General features: G+C 59.5%; 17 protein-coding genes. 12 read left to right on the top strand and 5 right to left on the bottom strand.

Annotation, left to right across the window (positions count from 1 at the left end; translation table 11 throughout):
• Window positions 1-51 precede the first annotated feature (51 nt).
• Both JNB88_RS14985 and thrS read left to right on the top strand, forming a co-directional pair.
• The gene (locus tag JNB88_RS14985; protein WP_220356153.1) at window positions 52-576 is read left to right on the top strand and encodes a DUF1697 domain-containing protein; all 525 of its coding nucleotides are present in this window, start codon (window positions 52-54) and stop codon (window positions 574-576) included.
• 122 nt (window positions 577-698) lie between these two features.
• Window positions 699-2,684, top strand: coding sequence for a threonine--tRNA ligase (gene thrS, locus JNB88_RS14980; RefSeq protein WP_220356152.1), 1,986 nt, complete (start codon window positions 699-701; stop codon window positions 2,682-2,684).
• Between the two features lie 87 nt (window positions 2,685-2,771).
• On the opposite strand, the gene JNB88_RS14975 is transcribed toward thrS, so the two are convergent.
• Window positions 2,772-3,833, bottom strand: coding sequence for a hypothetical protein (locus JNB88_RS14975; protein ID WP_220356151.1), 1,062 nt, complete (start codon window positions 3,831-3,833; stop codon window positions 2,772-2,774).
• Between the two features lie 112 nt (window positions 3,834-3,945).
• On the opposite strand from JNB88_RS14975, the gene JNB88_RS14970 reads away from it, so the two are divergent.
• The 3 genes from JNB88_RS14970 (at window position 3,946) to JNB88_RS14960 (ending at window position 6,382) form a co-directional block, all read left to right on the top strand.
• On the top strand, window positions 3,946-4,530 hold the full coding sequence (locus JNB88_RS14970; RefSeq protein ID WP_220356150.1) for a nitroreductase family protein: 585 nt from the start codon (window positions 3,946-3,948) through the stop codon (window positions 4,528-4,530).
• The gene (locus JNB88_RS14965) at window positions 4,530-5,132 is read left to right on the top strand and encodes a flavin reductase family protein (protein ID WP_220356149.1); all 603 of its coding nucleotides are present in this window, start codon (window positions 4,530-4,532) and stop codon (window positions 5,130-5,132) included. The genes JNB88_RS14970 and JNB88_RS14965 overlap by 1 nt, the downstream gene beginning before the upstream one ends.
• Window positions 5,133-5,209: 77 nt before the next feature.
• Window positions 5,210-6,382 (top strand): DUF2336 domain-containing protein, encoded by a 1,173-nt coding sequence (locus JNB88_RS14960; protein WP_220356148.1) that lies wholly within the window; start codon window positions 5,210-5,212, stop codon window positions 6,380-6,382.
• Here JNB88_RS14960 and JNB88_RS14955 read toward each other — a convergent pair.
• Window positions 6,379-6,786: a hypothetical protein gene (locus JNB88_RS14955; RefSeq protein ID WP_220356147.1), complete on the bottom strand. Its 408-nt coding sequence runs from the start codon at window positions 6,784-6,786 to the stop codon at window positions 6,379-6,381. The two genes, JNB88_RS14960 and JNB88_RS14955, sit on opposite strands and share 4 nt — an antisense overlap.
• 119 nt (window positions 6,787-6,905) lie before the next feature.
• On the opposite strand from JNB88_RS14955, the gene JNB88_RS14950 reads away from it, so the two are divergent.
• The gene (locus JNB88_RS14950) at window positions 6,906-7,364 is read left to right on the top strand and encodes a GNAT family N-acetyltransferase (protein ID WP_220356146.1); all 459 of its coding nucleotides are present in this window, start codon (window positions 6,906-6,908) and stop codon (window positions 7,362-7,364) included.
• On the opposite strand, the gene JNB88_RS14945 is transcribed toward JNB88_RS14950, so the two are convergent.
• A complete protein-coding gene (locus JNB88_RS14945) occupies window positions 7,365-8,543 on the bottom strand; it encodes an AI-2E family transporter (protein ID WP_220356145.1) in 1,179 nt (392 codons plus the stop codon).
• 204 nt (window positions 8,544-8,747) lie between these two features.
• Between JNB88_RS14945 and JNB88_RS14940 the strand changes: the two genes are divergently transcribed.
• Together JNB88_RS14940 and JNB88_RS14935 are read left to right on the top strand one after the other, a co-directional pair.
• Window positions 8,748-9,365 (top strand): GntR family transcriptional regulator, encoded by a 618-nt coding sequence (locus JNB88_RS14940; RefSeq protein ID WP_220356144.1) that lies wholly within the window; start codon window positions 8,748-8,750, stop codon window positions 9,363-9,365.
• Window positions 9,366-9,369: 4 nt separating this feature from the next.
• Entirely contained in the window at window positions 9,370-9,825 is a 456-nt protein-coding gene (locus tag JNB88_RS14935; RefSeq protein WP_220356143.1) for an OsmC family protein, read from the top strand.
• Between the two features lie 5 nt (window positions 9,826-9,830).
• Here the strand turns inward: JNB88_RS14935 and parE are convergent, their stop codons facing one another.
• A complete protein-coding gene (gene parE / locus JNB88_RS14930; RefSeq protein WP_220356142.1) occupies window positions 9,831-11,909 on the bottom strand; it encodes a DNA topoisomerase IV subunit B in 2,079 nt (692 codons plus the stop codon).
• 217 nt (window positions 11,910-12,126) lie between these two features.
• On the opposite strand from parE, the gene JNB88_RS14925 reads away from it, so the two are divergent.
• The 4 genes from JNB88_RS14925 to JNB88_RS14910 all read left to right on the top strand — a co-directional run bounded on the left by JNB88_RS14925 (window position 12,127) and on the right by JNB88_RS14910 (window position 16,350).
• Window positions 12,127-13,014, top strand: coding sequence for a dienelactone hydrolase family protein (locus JNB88_RS14925; protein ID WP_220356141.1), 888 nt, complete (start codon window positions 12,127-12,129; stop codon window positions 13,012-13,014).
• 166 nt (window positions 13,015-13,180) lie between these two features.
• Entirely contained in the window at window positions 13,181-13,951 is a 771-nt protein-coding gene (gene tpiA, locus JNB88_RS14920) for a triose-phosphate isomerase (protein WP_220356140.1), read from the top strand.
• A 108-nt stretch (window positions 13,952-14,059) separates the two neighbouring features.
• On the top strand, window positions 14,060-14,581 hold the full coding sequence (gene secG, locus JNB88_RS14915; protein WP_220356139.1) for a preprotein translocase subunit SecG: 522 nt from the start codon (window positions 14,060-14,062) through the stop codon (window positions 14,579-14,581).
• A 140-nt stretch (window positions 14,582-14,721) separates the two neighbouring features.
• The gene (locus tag JNB88_RS14910; protein ID WP_037127977.1) at window positions 14,722-16,350 is read left to right on the top strand and encodes a CTP synthase; all 1,629 of its coding nucleotides are present in this window, start codon (window positions 14,722-14,724) and stop codon (window positions 16,348-16,350) included.
• 207 nt (window positions 16,351-16,557) lie between these two features.
• Here the strand turns inward: JNB88_RS14910 and JNB88_RS14905 are convergent, their stop codons facing one another.
• Window positions 16,558-18,270, bottom strand: a complete 1,713-nt coding sequence (locus tag JNB88_RS14905) for a methyl-accepting chemotaxis protein (protein WP_220356138.1) — start codon at window positions 18,268-18,270, stop codon at window positions 16,558-16,560.
• Window positions 18,271-18,394 lie beyond the last annotated feature (124 nt).

The raw sequence follows: 18,394 nt of genomic DNA, 5'->3' as shown, positions 1-18,394 counted from the left end.
TCAGGTATGCCTGGCATCCGGCCGACGTCTAGGAGCGGAGTTGAGGAGAAAATGATATATGTAGCTCTGCTCCACAGCATCGTGCTTGCGCCCGGTCGACGCGTCGTGATGTCCGACCTCCGCGACCTCGCCGTCGACATCGGATACCGAAATCCAAGAACGCTGGTATCGACAGGCAACCTCGTCTTCGAGGCCGACGTCACGCAGCCAGGCGAGACCGAGACAAGACTGGAGGCTGCTTTCAAGGCGCGCTTCGGAAAGCCGGTCGATATCATCGTGCGCAGGGGCACCGACTGGCTGGGCCTCGCAAAATCGAACCCGTTTCCGGACGGCGAGGGCAGCCAGGTGATCGTCCGTGTGATGCGCAAACCGCTTGCGCCGTCAGCCATCGAGACGCTGCGGCCTCACGCTGATGCGAAGCAGCGCCTGGCGATCACCGGTGGCGACCTCTGGATCGATTTCGCCGGCAAGCCGAGCGAATGGAAGCTGCTTTCCGCACTGACGACGAAGCGGATGGGCATCGGCACGTTGCGAAACTGGAACACCGTTCGCGGCCTTGCCGAAATGATCGGTTGAGCTGCCTTTTTCTTTACTCAATCAGCAAATCTCGGTATCAGGCGGCGGCGCATTCGTGCGGACGAAGCGTTTCATTGCAACCACCCGCATTCGTTGGCGGGACTGGACAAGGAGAATTCTAGATGTCCCAATCCGTTTCCCTGACATTCCCCGATGGTTCCGTGCGCAGCTACGATGCTGGCGCAACCGGCAAGGATGTCGCAGAATCCATTTCAAAGTCGCTTGCCAAGAAAGCAGTCGCGATCGCGATCGACGGTCAGGTTCGCGACCTTTCCGATCCGGTCACAGCAGGCACGATTGAAATCATTACCCGCACAGATGGCCGCGCGCTGGAGCTGATCCGGCATGACGCAGCCCACGTGATGGCAGAAGCCGTGCAGGAGCTCTGGCCTGGCACACAGGTAACAATCGGGCCGGTCATCGAGAACGGCTTCTACTACGACTTTGCCAAGAACGAGCCCTTCACCCCGGACGATCTGCCGAAGATCGAAAAGAAGATGAAGGAAATCATTGCCCGCAACGCGCCCTTTACCAAGGAAGTCTGGTCGCGGGAGAAGGCCAAAGAAGTGTTCACGGCCAAGGGTGAGAGCTACAAGGTGGAACTCGTCGACGCGATTCCTCCGGGCCAGGATCTGAAGATCTACTATCAGGGCGACTGGTTCGACCTGTGCCGTGGGCCGCATATGGCGTCCACCGGCCAGATCGGCACGGCGTTCAAGCTGATGAAGGTGGCTGGCGCCTACTGGCGTGGGGACAGCAACAATCCGATGCTGACCCGCATCTATGGCACCGCATTCGCCGAGCAGGCTGATCTCGACAACTACCTGCATGTACTTGCCGAAGCCGAGAAGCGCGACCATCGTCGCCTCGGTCGCGAAATGGATCTCTTCCACTTCCAGGAAGAAGGGCCGGGCGTCGTCTTCTGGCATGGCAAGGGCTGGCGTATGTTCCAGACGCTGGTCGCCTATATGCGCCGCCGTCTCGCCGAAGACTACCAGGAGGTCAATGCGCCGCAGGTGCTCGACAAGTCGCTCTGGGAAACCTCCGGTCACTGGGGCTGGTACCGCGACAACATGTTCAAGGTTACGGTTGCCGGCGACGACACGGATGACGATCGTGTCTTCGCGCTGAAGCCTATGAACTGCCCCGGTCACGTGCAGATCTTCAAGCATGGTCTGAAGTCCTACCGTGAACTGCCGATTCGCCTTGCCGAATTTGGCACCGTTCACCGCTACGAGCCGTCAGGCGCTCTGCATGGCCTGATGCGCGTGCGGGGCTTCACACAGGACGACGCGCACATCTTCTGCACCGACGAGCAGATGGCCGCCGAGTGCCTGAAGATCAACGAGCTGATCCTCTCGGTCTACAAGGACTTCGGCTTCGACGAGATCACCATCAAGCTTTCAACGCGTCCGGAAAAGCGCGTCGGTTCGGACGACCTTTGGGATCGCGCCGAAAGCGTGATGACTGAGGTGCTTGAGACGATCCAGCAGCAGTCGAACAACATCAAGACCGGGATCCTGCCGGGCGAGGGCGCGTTCTACGGTCCAAAGTTCGAATATACGCTGAAGGACGCGATCGGCCGCGAATGGCAGTGCGGCACCACGCAGGTCGACTTCAACCTGCCGGAGCGCTTTGGCGCCTTCTACATCGACAGCAACTCGGAAAAGACGCAGCCGGTGATGATCCACCGCGCTATCTGCGGCTCGATGGAACGCTTCCTCGGCATCCTGATCGAGAACTTCGCAGGACACCTGCCGCTGTGGGTATCGCCCCAGCAGGTCGTTGTCGCGACGATCACCTCCGAGGCCGACGGCTATGGCGCCGAAGTTGCAGCAGCGCTGCGCGACGCCGGCCTGACGGTCGAAACCGACTTCCGTAACGAGAAGATCAACTACAAGATCCGCGAGCATTCCGTTACGAAAGTTCCCGTCATCATCGTCTGCGGCAAGAAGGAAGCCGAGGAGCGTACGGTCAACATCCGTCGCCTCGGAAGCCAGGAACAGACCTCGATGTCGCTTGACGAGGCGATCGCAAGCCTCGGGCTCGAAGCCACCCCGCCGGATATCCGGCGCAAGGCCGAGGCGAAGAAGGCAAAGGCTGCCTGATCGACGTCCGGCGCTCAACAAAAGAAACCGCCCGGTCTCAGGACGAAACCGGGCGGTTTTTCATTGTCTTGCATTTCCCTAAACCGCTCAGTCGGCGTCCCCTGCGTTGGCGCCACCTTGCAATTGATCAAAAGAGGGCAGCGGGGCGTGCTGATCCGGCTGGACCTGCACTGTCTTGGCCGCCTCGGTCGGCTCTTCCGGTTGCACGTCCTTCATCAGGACTTCGACGTCGATGTTCTTGCCAGCCTCGACCTTGAAATCGCGCTGGTAGATCTTGTCCTTGTTTCGAGCGACCGCAGAATACTCACCTTCGGCAAGCACCATCGTCGGAAATGCGCTGACACTTTCGCCGACGCTGTCGCCAGCGGCCGTAAGGATGGACCAGGCGGTATCGGCAATTGCTTCGCCACCGGCATCGGACACGAGTTTGAAGGTAATTTGCGCGGCCTTGTGCTGGATCGTCGCTTCCGTGAGCTTACCTGCCTCTACCTGGATGTCGGCCCGGATCGAGGCGTTCGTTTCGCCGTATTCCGAGACAATGTGGTACGTACCCGCGTTGAGGCGAACCACCGTATTCGGCGGCACATCGGCCATGACGAGGCCGCGCTCTCCGTCCTCACGCACCTCAGCGGAATAGATCGAGAAGCTGAGCTGATCCGGGCGAATGCGAACATCCGAACCCGACACTGCGTTGAGCAACAGTCCACCGGCTTCCAGAACCATCGTCTGCTTGTCGACTTGGCCGCTCTCGGGAACCGTCAGCCTGCGCGTGACGCCGGCGCGACCGAAGGAGACGTTGACGAAGTAGTCTCCAGCCGCGAGCTGGAAGTCAGCGGAACCGCCCTGCGAAGACGCAATCAGCGGAAGCTTGCCGTCCGCGCCCGCGATCGGGCTGAATACGTACCAGGAGAGCCCGTCCTGAACGGCGTCACCATTTGTGGTCAGCTTCGCCTCAAGGGCGACTGCATGCAGGTTCGAGCCCTGCGTCGCTGCACCTGGCGCGATAAAAGCATTCAGCTTCGGCATCTTCGCCGTCGTGTCCAGTTGCTTGAAGGTCTGGAAAGCCTCCTGCGCCTGGCTGCCGAAAGGCAGCAGAGCCGCGAAGGCGAGGGCGAGGCTTATACGTCCGTATGGCGAAATGCCAACCATGTGTCGTGCGAACCAATTGACATCTGAAATCACAGAGGCCACTTCAAGACCAACCCGATGGCAAATTCAAGACCCATCCCGAATGCTGTCATGAAAATGGAAGTCTCCCTGCATGAAATCCGATATCAAGCTCATCGACTACCTCGGCGTGCGCCGTTCTATTCCTGCTTTTCAGATGTCCGAACCCGGGCCCGACAAGGCTGAGATCGAAGAGATACTCCGCCTGGCTTCTCGCGTTCCGGATCATGGCAAGCTCGCGCCTTGGCGGTTCATCGTCTATCGGGGTGAAGAGCGCGTCCGGATCGGCGAGGAACTTCTGAAACTTGCGCTTGCGGCCAAGCCTGACCTCTCTGATGAGATGATCCAGGTGGAGCGGACGCGTTTCACCCGCGCACCGGTCGTTGTTGCCGTCGTCAGCAAGGCCGGCCCGCACATCAAGATTCCTGAGTGGGAACAGCTCATGTCCGCGGGCGCGGTGTGCCTCAACATCATCTTTGCAGCCAATGCCCACGGATGGGTCGCGAACTGGCTGACCGAATGGTTCGCCTATGATGAGCGCGCCTATGGCCTGCTGGGTGTAGGGCCGGGCGAGAAGGTTGCCGGCTTCATTCACATGGGCTCCACAACATTTCCCGCCATCGAGCGCCCGCGTCCGGAGCTTACCGAGACGGTTACCTGGGTCGGCGGAGAGGACTGATGTTCTATACAACGGACACGAACAAACACGGCCTGGCGCATGATCCCTTCAAGGCGATCGTCGCGCCGCGCCCAATCGGCTGGATCGGCAGCAAGGGCAACGACGGTTCGATCAATCTCGCGCCGTATTCCTTTTTCAACGCGATTTCCGACCGCCCGAAGCTCGTGATGTTCTCTTCGGCCGGTCGCAAGCATAGTCAGCGAAATGCGGCCGAGACTGGCGAATTCACATGCAACTTCGTGAGCCGGCATCTGGCTGAGAAGATGAATGTGTCCTCGGCGACAGTGGATTATGGCGTTGACGAGTTTGCGCTCGCGGGACTGACGGCAAAGCGTGGTGAGCTCGTCGATGCGCCCTATGTGGCGGAAGCTTTTGCTGTGCTTGAATGCAAGGTGACCGAAATCATTGTGCCGAAGTCACTCTCCGGTGAAGACACCGAGAACGTCATGGTCGTAGGCCAGGTTGTAGGCATTCACATCGATGAATCGATCCTTCGCGATGGCCGCCTTGATATGGCGATTGCTCGGCCGGTCGCACGCATGGGATACATGGACTACAGCGAAGGCAGTGACGTGTTCGAGATGTTGCGGCCCCAGCTTTGACGGCCGGGACCAAGACTTAACGAACATGGTGAACCAATCATAAACTTTTTAAGCATACCGTAATCCCACTGATTGGAATGCGAGGGAATCGCATTCGGGCATGGGGCACACGGGTGATCGTAGAAGCATTTCTTCGTTGGGTGGAAACAGCCAAGGCCGGAGACCGGGCCCGCGCGGCAAACGCCCTTGGCAGAGCCTATCTGCAGTCCGAAATGGCTGCAGAGGAACGTGCGGCTGCCGAGATGGCGATGACGTTCCTCCTCGACGATCCATCTCCGAAAGTGAGGCTGGCGCTCGCCGAGGCGATCTCCTGGTCACCGGACGCACCGAGAACAGTTATTCTTTCGCTGGCATCCGATCAGCCGGAAATTGCGTGTCATCCCGTCACATGTTCCCCGTTGCTGTCGGATGCTGACCTTGTGGACCTTGCGGCCAATGGAAGCAGCGTCACACGAATGCTGATAGCGGCGCGTGCCGCAATCTCTCGGGCAGTCGCCGCTGCGCTAGCCGAAATCGGCGAAGAAGAGAGCGTACTGTGTCTTCTCGAAAATGAAGGCGCGACGATTGCACCTTACTCGCTTCGGAGGATTGCTGAGCGCCTGGGGCAGCAGTGCGAAATCCGCAACGCACTTCTGGACCGCGCGGACCTACCAGCAGATGCACGGCACTTGCTGACTCAACATGTCAGCGTTGCGCTGCTGGATCTGCCGCTGGCGAGGGCCACAATTGATCATGGCCGATTGCTTCGAATCAGCCGGGAAGCGAATGAGGCAGCCGTCGTGTCGATTGCCGGTGAGATTGCTCCGCGCGAGATCTCAGACCTTGTAGAGCACTTGCGTGTAGGCGGTCACCTGACGCCGTCTTTCCTGATGCACGCTCTGTGCTCCGGCAAGGTGGAGTTTTTCGCAGGCGCCATGGTCAACCTGACTGGGTGCGACGAGCGCCGGGTGCGTTCCATCCTCGCGACCGGTCGCATGCACGCCGTGCGTGCGCTCTATGAATCGTCCGGCCTTTCCCGCGATATCAGCATTGTCTTCGTCGAGGCGACGCTGCTGTGGAGAGCGGCATCGAAAAACCTTGCGGGTGCGATGCTCGCCGATATTTGCGGCAAGCTGCTTGAGAAATTCCGCGCACAACAAGCGCACGGTGCCGTCCAGGAACTTCTGGAAATGGTTGAACGGTTGCAAATCGCCGAACAGCGGCAGCATGCGCGCACCTACGCGCAGCTGACCTCTCTCGCCGCAGCCTAGTAGTGAAGCCGCTTAGCGACCCAGGAATAGCTGTCCGAGGCGAAATGGACCGGTGAAGCAAGCACCGACTTCATGCCGCGACCGGAGGGCAGATGCGCTCGCACCTGGGACGCAATACGATCGGCAAAGGCTGCCAAAGCACCTTGCGTTTCAGTTGGCACCGGCGGTGAGGGTGCGTTTTCCACCACTGCCTTTGGCTTAGCTGGGATAGCAGGTTTTGGCGGCTCACAGACGGCAATCACTGTAGGATAGCTGACGTTTGAATAGCGTTTCAGCTGCTTTTCCGAATCGGCGTCGCACATCGCAACTGTTTGCCACTGCTGCTCGACGGTAGCGAGATAGTTGCATTGAGTAACAGAGTCGTTGCACCCCAGGATGGTCATCGCGACCAGAACCGCTTGCATATTCTCGCCTTTTCAATATTGAACCTATCGCTCTTAGAGGCAGCAATTCCAACATAATGAAGGCGCGCCAGTATTAACTTTTCGTCATGCGGGAGCGCCCCGGAAGACAGGAAGATCTCGTGCCCATCACAATCGCTCTGGAATCGCCACGCCAGGAAGGCGTTCTCCGCTTGCTTGACTTGTCAGACGCATACGCCCAGTCCCTCTACCCGCCAGAGAGCAACCACCTCGTCGATGTCTCCATGTTGGAGAAAGCTGGCGTCAGCTTCTTCGTTGCTCGCAATGAAGGCTCCATCGTCGGATGCTGTGCGCTCGTCGAGGCCGGCGACGGGACGGCAGAGATCAAGCGCATGTTCGTTGACCCCGATACACGCGGCTTGAAGGTGGCGAGCAAACTGATGGCTGCGCTCGAGGCCGCAGCCGCCGAAAAGGAACTCCGCGCCGTCCGGCTTGAAACCGGTATCTACCAGCCGGAAGCGATCAGCCTCTACCGCAAGTACGGCTATCTCGAAATCGAACCGTTCGGCAGCTATCTGCCCGATCCGCTCAGCCGCTTCATGGAAAAGCGACTGACCTGATCATTCAGCCGCGCGAGAGGATGGTGGGGCCTGCTCGTCGATCATGACTTGCGGGCCTGTTTCCGCATTGCGGACCTCGTGCATCCACTCCCGCCAGATGGCGACGATGAGTGCCATCAGCACCGGGCCGATGAAGAGACCGAGGAAGCCCATTGTTTTCACACCGCCGACGAGGCCGAAGAACGTCGGCAGGAAAGGCAGCTTGATCGGACCGCCGACGAGCTTGGGGCGCAGGGTCTTGTCGACGATGAACAGCTCGACGGTTCCCCAAACGAAAAGACTGACGCCTGCGATGTGCGAACCGCTGGCAACGAGGTAGATGGACACGAGCGTGAAGGACAACGGCGCGCCGCCCGGGATCAGCGCCATAATGCCGGTCAGAACACCGAGCGTCACAGGCGAGGGGACACCCGCGATCCAGTAGGCAACACCAAGTACGATGCCTTCGCCGATCGCTATCAGCGTCATGCCCATGACGGTCGAGCTGATGGTTGCCGGTACGACGCGCGAAATCCGCTCCCAACGGTTCGGAAGAATGCGCTCGCCGAGCATGTCGATCTGCTGCGAGAACGCGGAACCATCGCGATAGACGAAGAACAGCGCAATCAGCATGAAAAGCAGCGTCAGCAGAAGGTGGAAAGCGCCGCCGCCTGCGGCCAGAACCGCCCGGTAGATATTGCCGATATTGGCACCGCTGATCGCCTGGATCACCTCGCCCATGGAACCGGGGCTGCCGATATATTTTCCCCACAATTCGTCAAGATAGGGGCCGGCGAAGGGCAGGGCGACAATCCACTCAGGCGTCGGTGCGCCCGCTCTGTTTGCATGGATCGCCCAGGCGACCCACTCTCGGACCTCGCCGGTCGTGTAGGTGACGGCAAAAACGATCGGGATGACGAGGAACGTAATGATCAGAATAATTGCAATTGTGGCGGCGATCGTGGTGTTGCCGCCGACGCGAACAAGCAGCCGACGGTAAAGCGGCCAGCTTGCAAAGCCGATGACCAGCGCGGCAAGCACGGGAACAGCAAAGCCATAGAAGAAATAGACGCCGGCGGCGACAACAAGGATCAGCAGCCAGCGTGCTGCCGAGATCGAGGGAATCAGTGGTGTGCGGGCAGGGCCGGAAGGACCGAGCCACCGCGACTCTCGCTGAAGATTGTTGTTCCGAAGGCTCACGTCGTTCTTTTCCCCCTTATTTTGACTAGGATATGGGCCATGCTTCCCGCCGGCGCAAGCATAATGACCAATTATTGCCGCCGATCTGCGTCTCCCAGATATCGACGACCACAATACGCTCCTTAAACCCATTCTCCGCAACCAATATGACAAAAATCCTTCCGCAAACTTGCCAAATTTCACTCAACCGAATACTTTGGATCCATGGATACAAATGAAATAGCTGCAACGCTTCGGCGCCAGATTGAAGGCGGCACTCTGCCGCCCGGCACTGTCCTGAAGCAGGAGGTTCTGGCGGAGAGATTTGGGGTCAGTCGGCAACCCGTTCGCCAAGCGCTCGATCGACTTCTGGCATCGGGACTGCTCAACCGGCGACCGGATCGAAGCCTTGCGGTGTCCGGCCTGACAGAGGAGGAATCCCGCGAGCTCGCCGAAATCCGCGCAGCGCTGGAGAGTACAGCGCTACGCGCGTCGCTGCCCATGCTTGGCGATAGTGAGCTGCGCAAGGCACGCCGTATCAACGAGGACCTTGTTGAGGAGGAGGACTCCGCGATCCTAGAAGAACTGGATATCGCTTTCCATCGCACGCTTTACGGGCGATGCGGGAACGACCGCCTTCTTTCGATGATCGATGGTTTGCGGCGCGAATCGCGGCGCGCTTATGCGAGGCAGCCGAAGGGTTCAGACGAGCGTGTCGTCCTTCATGCCGAGCATCGAGCCATCGTCGACGCTTGTGAACTCCGCGACGAGGCGGCGGCGTTGCAGGCCTTGTCAAACCATTTGCAGATGACGACAGCGCGCCTGACGCGTGAAGGAGAATAGAGAGATGACGACATTTTCCGCGAAAGTCGCGTGGGAGCGAGGCGAGGCGACATTTATAGACGGGCGGTACAGCCGCGGACACGAATGGAGCTTCGACGGCGGCGCAACGGTCGCGGCCTCGGCCTCGCCGCACAATGTCCCGCTTCCTTTCGCCATCTCCGAGAATGTGGATCCGGAAGAGGCATATGTTGCCGCGCTATCGAGCTGCCACATGCTCTTCTACCTCTGGCTCGCCTCCAAGAAAAAGATCACGATCGACAGCTATGTCGATGCGGCAACTGGCGTCATGGAGACCGTCGACGGCAAGACCATGGTCAGCCGTGTCGAGCTTTATCCAAAGGTCGCCTACACCGGCGACAGACCGAGCCGAGAGATCGAACAAAAGCTTCACCACGAAGCACATGAATTGTGCTTCCTCGCCAACTCCGTGAAGACGGAGATCACGGTGCGGATAGACTAACGCGTTCAGATATCCAGGTTTTCCGCGAAGGCCGCACGATCCTGGATGAACCGGAAGCGCGCTTCCGGCTTCGTTCCCATAAGGTCGTCGACCGCTGTCCTGGTACCCTCGAAATCCACCTCGTCAATCAGCACGCGCAGTAGTGTGCGCTTGCTTGGGTCCATCGTGGTTTCCTTCAGCTGGCCAGGCAGCATTTCGCCAAGACCTTTGAAGCGACTGACCTCTACCTTCGCCTTGCCCTTGAACTCCGTCTCCATCAGCTCGGCACGATGGGCATCATCACGAGCGTAAGCGGATTTTGCACCTTGGGAAATCTTGTAGAGCGGCGGGACTGCAAGGAAGAGGTGCCCGCCACGGACAAGCTCCGGCATCTCCTGATAGAAGAATGTGATCAGCAGCGATGCGATATGAGCGCCGTCGACATCGGCGTCGGTCATGACGATGATGCGCTCGTAGCGAAGGTCTTCCTCGCGGTACTTCGAGCGCGTGCCGCAGCCGAGCGCCTGGACCAGATCGGCCAACTGCTGGTTAGCCCCAAGCTTTTCCCGTCCCGCGCTGGCAACGTTCAAGATCTTGCCGCGCAACGGAAGGATCGCCTGGTTGGCACGATTGCGCGCCTGCTTGGCCGAGCCACCTGCCGAGTCACCTTCGACGATGAAGAGTTCGGCACCCTCGGCCGTGTTCTGAGCGCAATCGGCGAGCTTTCCAGGCAGCCGCAACTTCCGGACGGCCGTCTTGCGATTGACTTCCTTTTCCTTGCGGCGACGCAGGCGCTCTTCGGCTCGTTCAATGACCCAATCGAGCAGTTTGGCAGCTTCGTTCGGGTTGTCCGCAAGATAGTGGTCGAACGGGTCACGCAGCGCATTCTCGACGATGCGCTGAGCCTCCACGGTCGCTAGCTTGTCCTTGGTCTGCCCCACGAACTCCGGTTCGCGGATGAAAACCGACAGCATGCCGACAGCGGAGATCATCACGTCGTCCGTTGTGATCTGCGCAGCGCGCTTGTTCTGCGTGAGCTCTGCATAATTCTTCAGGCCCTTGGTGAGCGCTATGCGCAGGCCTGCCTCATGCGTACCGCCTTCCGGTGTCGGAATGGTGTTGCAATAGGAATGAACCTGCGGATCGCCGCCATACCAGGTGATTGCCCATTCCAGCGAGCCATGGCCGCTTGCCTTCTCGGTCTTGCCGGCAAAAATCTCGCGGGTGACCGTGAATTCCTTGCCCATCGTCGCCTGCAGGTAATCCTTCAGGCCCCCGGGGAAATGGAAGACTGCCTTGTCAGGTATCTCTGAACCCTGCGGCAGCACACCTTCCTCGCAGCTCCAGCGGATTTCCACGCCACCGAAGAGGTAAGCCTTCGAGCGAGCCATCCGGAAGACGCGGGCAGCGTCGAACTTGGCATGCTCACCGAAAATCTGCGCGTCGGGATGGAAGCGGACGCGGGTGCCCCGCCGGTTATGGACGTCGCCGAGCTCCTCCAGACCGCCCTGCGGGAGACCGCGTGAAAAGCGCTGGCGATAGAGCTTGCGATTGCGGGCCACCTCGACTTCCATGAAATCGGACAGTGCGTTGACGACTGAGACGCCAACGCCGTGAAGGCCGCCTGAGGTTTCGTAGGCCTTACCATCGAATTTGCCGCCCGCGTGCAACTTGGTCATGATGACTTCAAGTGTCGATTTGCCGGGGACCTGCGGGTGGTTTTCGACCGGGATACCGCGGCCGTTATCGCTGACAGTGAGATAACCCTGCAGGTCAAGGTGAACGTCGATGAAGTTGGCATGGCCGGCAACGGCTTCGTCCATCGAGTTGTCAATGACTTCAGCGAACAGGTGGTGGAGGGCCTTTTCGTCGGTACCGCCGATGTACATGCCTGGACGCATGCGCACAGGCTCGAGCCCCTCGAGAACACGGATCGAGGACGCGCCATAGTCGTCCGAGGTCGAACTCACCGGTGCCGGGCGTGACGTAGGAGGAACATCGCCAGCCGCCGTAGACGTCGGCTTCGGCAGCTCGGCAGGTTTCGGCGTCTCCTCCTGCTTCTGGGTCAGGGGCATGCCGGAAAAGAGGTCGTTGCTATCGTCCATGGGGCCGTTCAGATCTTCATCCTGTTCGAGGCAGGCGGCTGGTGCCAAGCCTGACCCAAAATCACCGCATTTGATGTCACGTTTACGAATCAGGCAGATTCTGCCAGAAAGCGCCTTCATACGCGACGCCGCCTGATCCGGCGGACTTTCTCAGGAAATGGTTTGCGTTGGCGGACGTGGAATGGCAAGCGGCCAAAGGGCTCGAGGAACCACGCGCATGCGAATGTCCACAGGTCATTGCAGGATTATCGCCGTAATTACGGCCTTTTTTCTGATGGCGACAGCAAGCGGCCAAGCGACGGAGCTCCTGCCGCCCTACAAAGACGAACTTTTCTCCCAACAGGACGTGCTGCAGACCAGCAACGACGGCGCCTTCGATGTCATCGGGTACGACGAAATGCGAGACATCAACGGTCGCGACCAGATACCGCAGAAGCGGGCACGGCAGAAATATGTGTCGCTCGGTATCAAGAGGCAACAGTCGGACGAGACGCTGCAGCTAGGAGCCCAAAGACTCGATGTCACCAGGGTGGGACAGAGCGTGGGTGCCGCATTTACAGTCATCTTCATTCATGGACGCGATGGCGACCGTCGCCTCGGCGCGAACGATTACAGCTTCGGCGGAAACTTCAACCGCCTCAAAAATCTGGTCGCCGGCAATGGCGGCGTCTACTACTCACCATCAGTCAGGAGCTTCGACAGCGACGGCGTGACGGCCATCGAAGGTCTGATCCGTTATGCCTCGGAGCAATCGCCAGGCAAGCCGATCATTCTGGCGTGTGCGTCAATGGGCAACCAGATTTGCTGGGGCGTCAGCCGTGAACCGGATAGCGTAAAGCGTCTGGCGGGGATGGTGATCATGAGCGGCGTTGCCGATCCGGACTTCGCGAAAAGTGCCTTTTACAAGGCCAGACTGCCGCTCTGGTTCGCGCATGGCAGCAAGGACCCCGTCTATGCGGCGACCGACCAGCAAGCGTTTTTCAAGAAGCTGCTGAAAGCGGGTTATCCAACGCATTTCACGCTGTATGAAACCGGCAATCATGGAACTCCGATCCGCATGATCGACTGGCGCCGGACATTGAACTGGATCCTCGCTGCCGGATAACTGCTCCAGCAGCGTCGAGCTACGATTTTCAGCAACATGCGCTCCAAATTTTAAGCATTTGCGCGACAAATCGCCCTGATTTTCCCTTAGGTAAGGTCCCTGAACCTTTTCATCGATCCGCGCTTTTGCTAAGGCCGCTCGGTACGAGAAAGATTGGAAGGCTGGCATGACACCTGACGTGCGCCCGCTGGTGGCGGGAAACTGGAAAATGAACGGCACGCGTGCCTCCCTCGATCAGATCAAGGCGATCGCGGAAGGCGTACAAGGGCCACTTTCCGCCAAGATCGAGGCACTGATCTGCCCGCCTGCGACGCTGCTTTACGTGGCTACGGCGCTTTGCACCGACAGCCCGCTCGCGATCGGCGCGCAGGATTGCCACCAGAAGCCTTCGGGCGCTCATACCGGCGATATCTCCGCGGAGATGATTGCCGATTGCTTTGGCACCCACGTTATCGTCGGTCATTCGGAGCGGCGCACCGACCATGCCGAGACCGACCATCTCGTTCGCGCCAAGGCTGAAGCTGCGTTTGCTGCCGAACTGACGGCGATCGTCTGCATCGGCGAAACGGCTGACGAGCGCAAGGCTGGACAGACACTCGACATCATCAAGCGCCAACTTTCGGCCTCGGTTCCAGATAGCGCGACGCCAGACAACACGGTCATCGCTTACGAACCTGTGTGGGCGATTGGCACCGGCGTCACGCCAACCGTGGAAGACGTCGAGAAGGCGCATGCGTTCATGCGTTCCGAGCTCGTCGCCCGATTTGGAGAGGCGGGCAAGAAGATCCGGATCCTCTATGGCGGTTCGGTGAAACCCAGTAACGCCAAGGAGCTGATGGGGGTCGCGAATGTCGATGGTGCCCTTATTGGTGGCGCAAGCTTGAAAGCGACCGATTTCCTCGCCATTTACGGGGCATACGGGGCCTTGCTCGCTTAGACCCGTGTATATTCCGAGCCGAAGGGCTTGGAATAGCCGATCACCTCATGTAAAGAGCGCCAGATTTTTGCTTTTATGCCCGCCGCGCGTGTGGGCAGGACTGGACCCATGCAGACCGTTTTGATTGTCATTCATCTCATGATCGTGCTGGCACTTGTCGGCGTTGTGCTTATCCAGCGCTCGGAAGGCGGTGGTCTCGGCATCGGCGGCGGCTCGGGCTTCATGTCTGCGCGTGGTACGGCCAATGCGCTGACGCGTACGACCGCAATCCTGGCGACGCTGTTCTTCATAACCTCGCTGGGCCTGGGCATCCTCACCCGCTACGAGAGCCGCCCGACGGATATTCTGAACCGTATCCCCGCGACGAGCGGGCAGGGCAACGGCATCCTTGATTCGCTCGGTGGCCAGAATGGCACCACCGCTCCTGCTGCCCCAGCGGCTCCACAGAGCAACAACGGCGTTCCGACCGGCGGCGCATCCGCGCCGGCCCCGGCAGCAACGACACCTGCTGCGACAACTCCTGCGGCGACGGCACCCGCGGCTCCCGCTGCGCCGGCACCTGCATCCACTGAAACAGCTCCGGCAGCGCCAGCCGCTCCGGCGCCCGCAACCGTCCCAAGCGGACAGTAAGCGGCACACAGCATAAACCGCCGGCAGGCCCTCGGGTCTGCCGGTTTTCTTTTGTTCAGATTTCGCGCTGGCACCAAAAGTTCACGAAATGAATTTTTGGGCTGGTGGAATCGTTTTTGAAAAGGTATCCGGTGACTCCCATGGCGCGATACGTATTCATCACTGGCGGCGTGGTTTCCTCTCTCGGTAAAGGAATTGCGGCCGCGGCTCTCGGAGCGTTGCTGCAAGCCCGTGGTTATCGGGTGCGGCTTCGCAAACTCGACCCCTATCTGAACGTGGATCCGGGCACTATGAGCCCGACCCAGCACGGCGAAGTCTTCGTCACCGACGACGGTGCCGAAACCGACCTTGATCTTGGCCACTATGAGCGCTTCACCGGGCGTTCGGCGACCAAGACCGACAACATCACCACCGGTCGGATCTACAAGAACATCATCGACAAGGAACGCCGCGGCGACTATCTCGGCGCAACCGTCCAGGTCATCCCGCACGTCACCAACGAGATCAAGGATTTCGTTATCGAAGGTAATGACGACTACGACTTCGTGATCTGCGAGATCGGCGGCACGGTCGGTGATATCGAGGCGATGCCGTTCATGGAAGCGATCCGCCAGCTCGGCAACGATCTGCCGCGCGGCACCGCGATCTACGTTCATCTGACGCTCATGCCCTATATTCCGGCAGCCGGCGAACTGAAGACCAAGCCGACGCAGCATTCCGTCAAGGAACTGCAGGCGCTCGGGATTCACCCTGACATCCTGCTCGTTCGCGCTGACCGCGAAATTCCCGAAGCCGAGCGCCGCAAGCTCTCGCTCTTCTGTAACGTACGCCCGTCCGCCGTCATCCAGGCGCTCGACGTCGCGAACATCTATGACGTGCCGATGGCTTACCACAAGGAAGGCCTCGACAACGAAGTTCTGGCCGCCTTCGGCATCGAACCCGCCCCGAAGCCGCGCCTCGACCAGTGGGAAGAGGTCTGCAACCGTATCCGTACGCCCGAGGGCGAAGTTACGATCGCTATCGTCGGGAAGTACACCGGACTTAAGGATGCCTATAAGTCGCTGATTGAAGCGCTGCATCACGGTGGTATTGCCAATCGCGTCAAGGTCAACCTCGAGTGGATCGAATCGGAAGTCTTCGAAAAGGAAGATCCGGCGCCGTACCTTGAAAAGGTTCATGGCATTCTCGTTCCCGGCGGCTTTGGCGAGCGCGGCTCTGAAGGCAAGATCCATGCGGCCCGTTTTGCGCGCGAACGCAAGGTGCCGTATTTCGGCATCTGCTTCGGCATGCAGATGGCTGTTATCGAAGCTGCCCGCAACCTTGCCGGCGTGGAAAGCGCGTCGTCGACCGAGTTCGGCCCTACGAAGGAGCCCGTCGTCGGCCTGATGACCGAATGGGTGAAGGGCAATGAGCTGCAGAAGCGCACGGCGGCCGGCGATCTCGGCGGAACGATGCGCCTCGGCGCCTACAAGGCCGCGCTGAAGAAGGATACGAAGATCTCCGGGATCTACGGTTCGACGGATATTTCCGAGCGCCATCGCCATCGCTACGAAGTCAACATCGACTACAAGGACCGTTTGGAAGACTGCGGTCTCGTCTTTTCGGGAATGTCGCCAGACGGTGTACTGCCCGAGACGATCGAGTATCCTGACCATCCCTGGTTTATCGGCGTCCAGTATCATCCGGAACTGAAGAGCCGTCCGCTCGATCCGCATCCACTCTTTGCAAGCTTTATCGAGGCTGCGACCGAGCAGAGTCGCCTAGTCTAAGACACGTGAAGCAATCGCTTGATGGGAGGCCGCTTTAACAAGCGGCCTCTTGCTATTTTGTGACTATCGCGGGCCCGCGCGCTGAAGCTGCGGACGGCTGCGCACGAACGGACAAGACGGCGAGATTCGGCTGTCATTGACGGGCAGGGAACAAAAAGCCGCCAGCATCTGCCGATGCGGCGGCTTTATGCGTTGGCTGTCAGGCCGTCAGGCGGCTTTCTGCGGGCGAGAGGTCGTAGTCTCCTGTTGGCCCGGCTCGCGTATCGCGCTGCGCCGATTGAGCTTGAAGTGGTTGACCAGTTCGGCCAGCAGGGCTGCACCAGAGGCGAGTTCCGAGCTGATCCCCGAAGTGCGCTCCACCATGCCTGCGTTCTGCTGCGTCATGCGATCGATCTGGGAGACGGCGTTGTTGATCTCCGACAGGCCTGCCGATTGCTCGGCCGCTGCCGTGGCGAGGGCACTCATGTTGGTGTCGATCGATTCGACGAAGGTCTCGATTTCGTTCAACGCCGATCCGGTAGCATCGACGAGGCGAACGCCTTCATCGACCTCCTTACCGGAATTCTCGATCAGGCCCTTGATCTCCTTGGCGGCCTTGGCGGAGCGCTGTGCGAGTTCGCGAACCTCCTGGGCGACCACGGCAAAGCCCTTGCCGGCTTCGCCGGCGCGCGCCGCCTCGACGCCGGCGTTCAGCGCCAGCAGGTTGGTTTGGAACGCGATCTCGTCGATGACGCCGATGATCTGGCCGATCTCCTTGGAGGCGGACGCGATCCGCTGCATCGCCGTGATCGTCTCGCGGACCACGGCGGACGAGGTCGATGCCGAGGCGCGAGCACTCTGGACCAGCTTGCGTGTGTCCTGCGTGTTCTGTGTCGACGATTTGACGGTCGCCGTTACCTCTTCCAGCGCCGCCGACGTCTCTTCGAGCGAGACTGCCTGCTCCTTGGTCCGCTCCGACAGCTGTTCGGCCGCCTGGCGCATTTCCTGACTGTTGCCATTCAGCGCGTTGGTCTGCTGCAACACCTTCACCAGCGTCGCCTGGAAAGCACCGATGGAGGTGTTGAAGTCGCGGCGAAGTGTTTCAAATTCGCCGACGAAAGGCTCGTCGATTGTCTGGCGAATATTGCATTCCGACAGGCGGGCGAGGCCGGCGCCAAGATCGTTGACCACCTTCATGCGCTCGGTGACGTCGGTTGCGAACTTCACGACCTTGAACACCCGGCCAGAGTCATCGAGGATCGGATTGTAGGAGGCCTGAATGTAAATCTCGCGGCCGCCTTTGGCGATGCGCTTGAACTGGTTGCTCGCGAAGTTGCCGGCAGCAAGATCGGCCCAGAACGCCTTGTAGGCGGACGAGCGTGTGTATTCCGCGTCGCAGAACATGGCGTGATGCTTGCCCACGATTTCTCCGAGCGAGTAGCCCAGCGCCGTCAGGAAATTCTCGTTGGCGGTAACAATCTCGCCGGTGGGAGTGAATTCGATCACCGCCTGAGCGCGTGACAATGCTTCGAGCTTGCCCTTGTCCTCGGCGGCCTGTTTCTTGGCGGCAGTGATGTCGGTCGCGAACTTTACGACCTTGAACGGTTTCTTGCCGCGAAGGATCGGGTTGTAGGTTGCCTCGATCCAGATCTCGCGCCCGCCCTTCGCGATACGCTTGTACTGACGTTGATCGAACTGGCCTTCGCCGAGGCGAGCCCAGAAATCAGCATAGTCCTTTGAGGCAGCTTCCGCCGGGTCGACAAACATGCGGTGGTGCTTGCCGACAATCTCGCTTAGTTCGTAGCCAACGGCCCGGCAAAAGTTCTCGTTGGCAGTGAGAATCCTGCCTGAAAGGTCGAATTCTATGATTGCCTGCGACTTGTTCAATGCGTCCAGCACGGCGCCGCTGGAAGAGCCAATGCTTGATAGAATTCCGACCATTGCCAAACCTCGATAATCGATCCAGTGCTCAACGCTACTGCGAGCAAATCTACGAGACTTGAGTAAATATTCGCTAAATGTTTATTTATGTTTCGTTTTTTTGATCTATCCAACTTCGGAAGAC

Source organism: Rhizobium cauense (assembly GCF_019511525.1).
GTDB classification, from domain to species: domain Bacteria; phylum Pseudomonadota; class Alphaproteobacteria; order Rhizobiales; family Rhizobiaceae; genus Rhizobium; species Rhizobium cauense.
The sequence above is the reverse complement of the archived record's forward strand: the minus strand, read 5'-3'. Positions and strand labels throughout refer to the sequence as shown.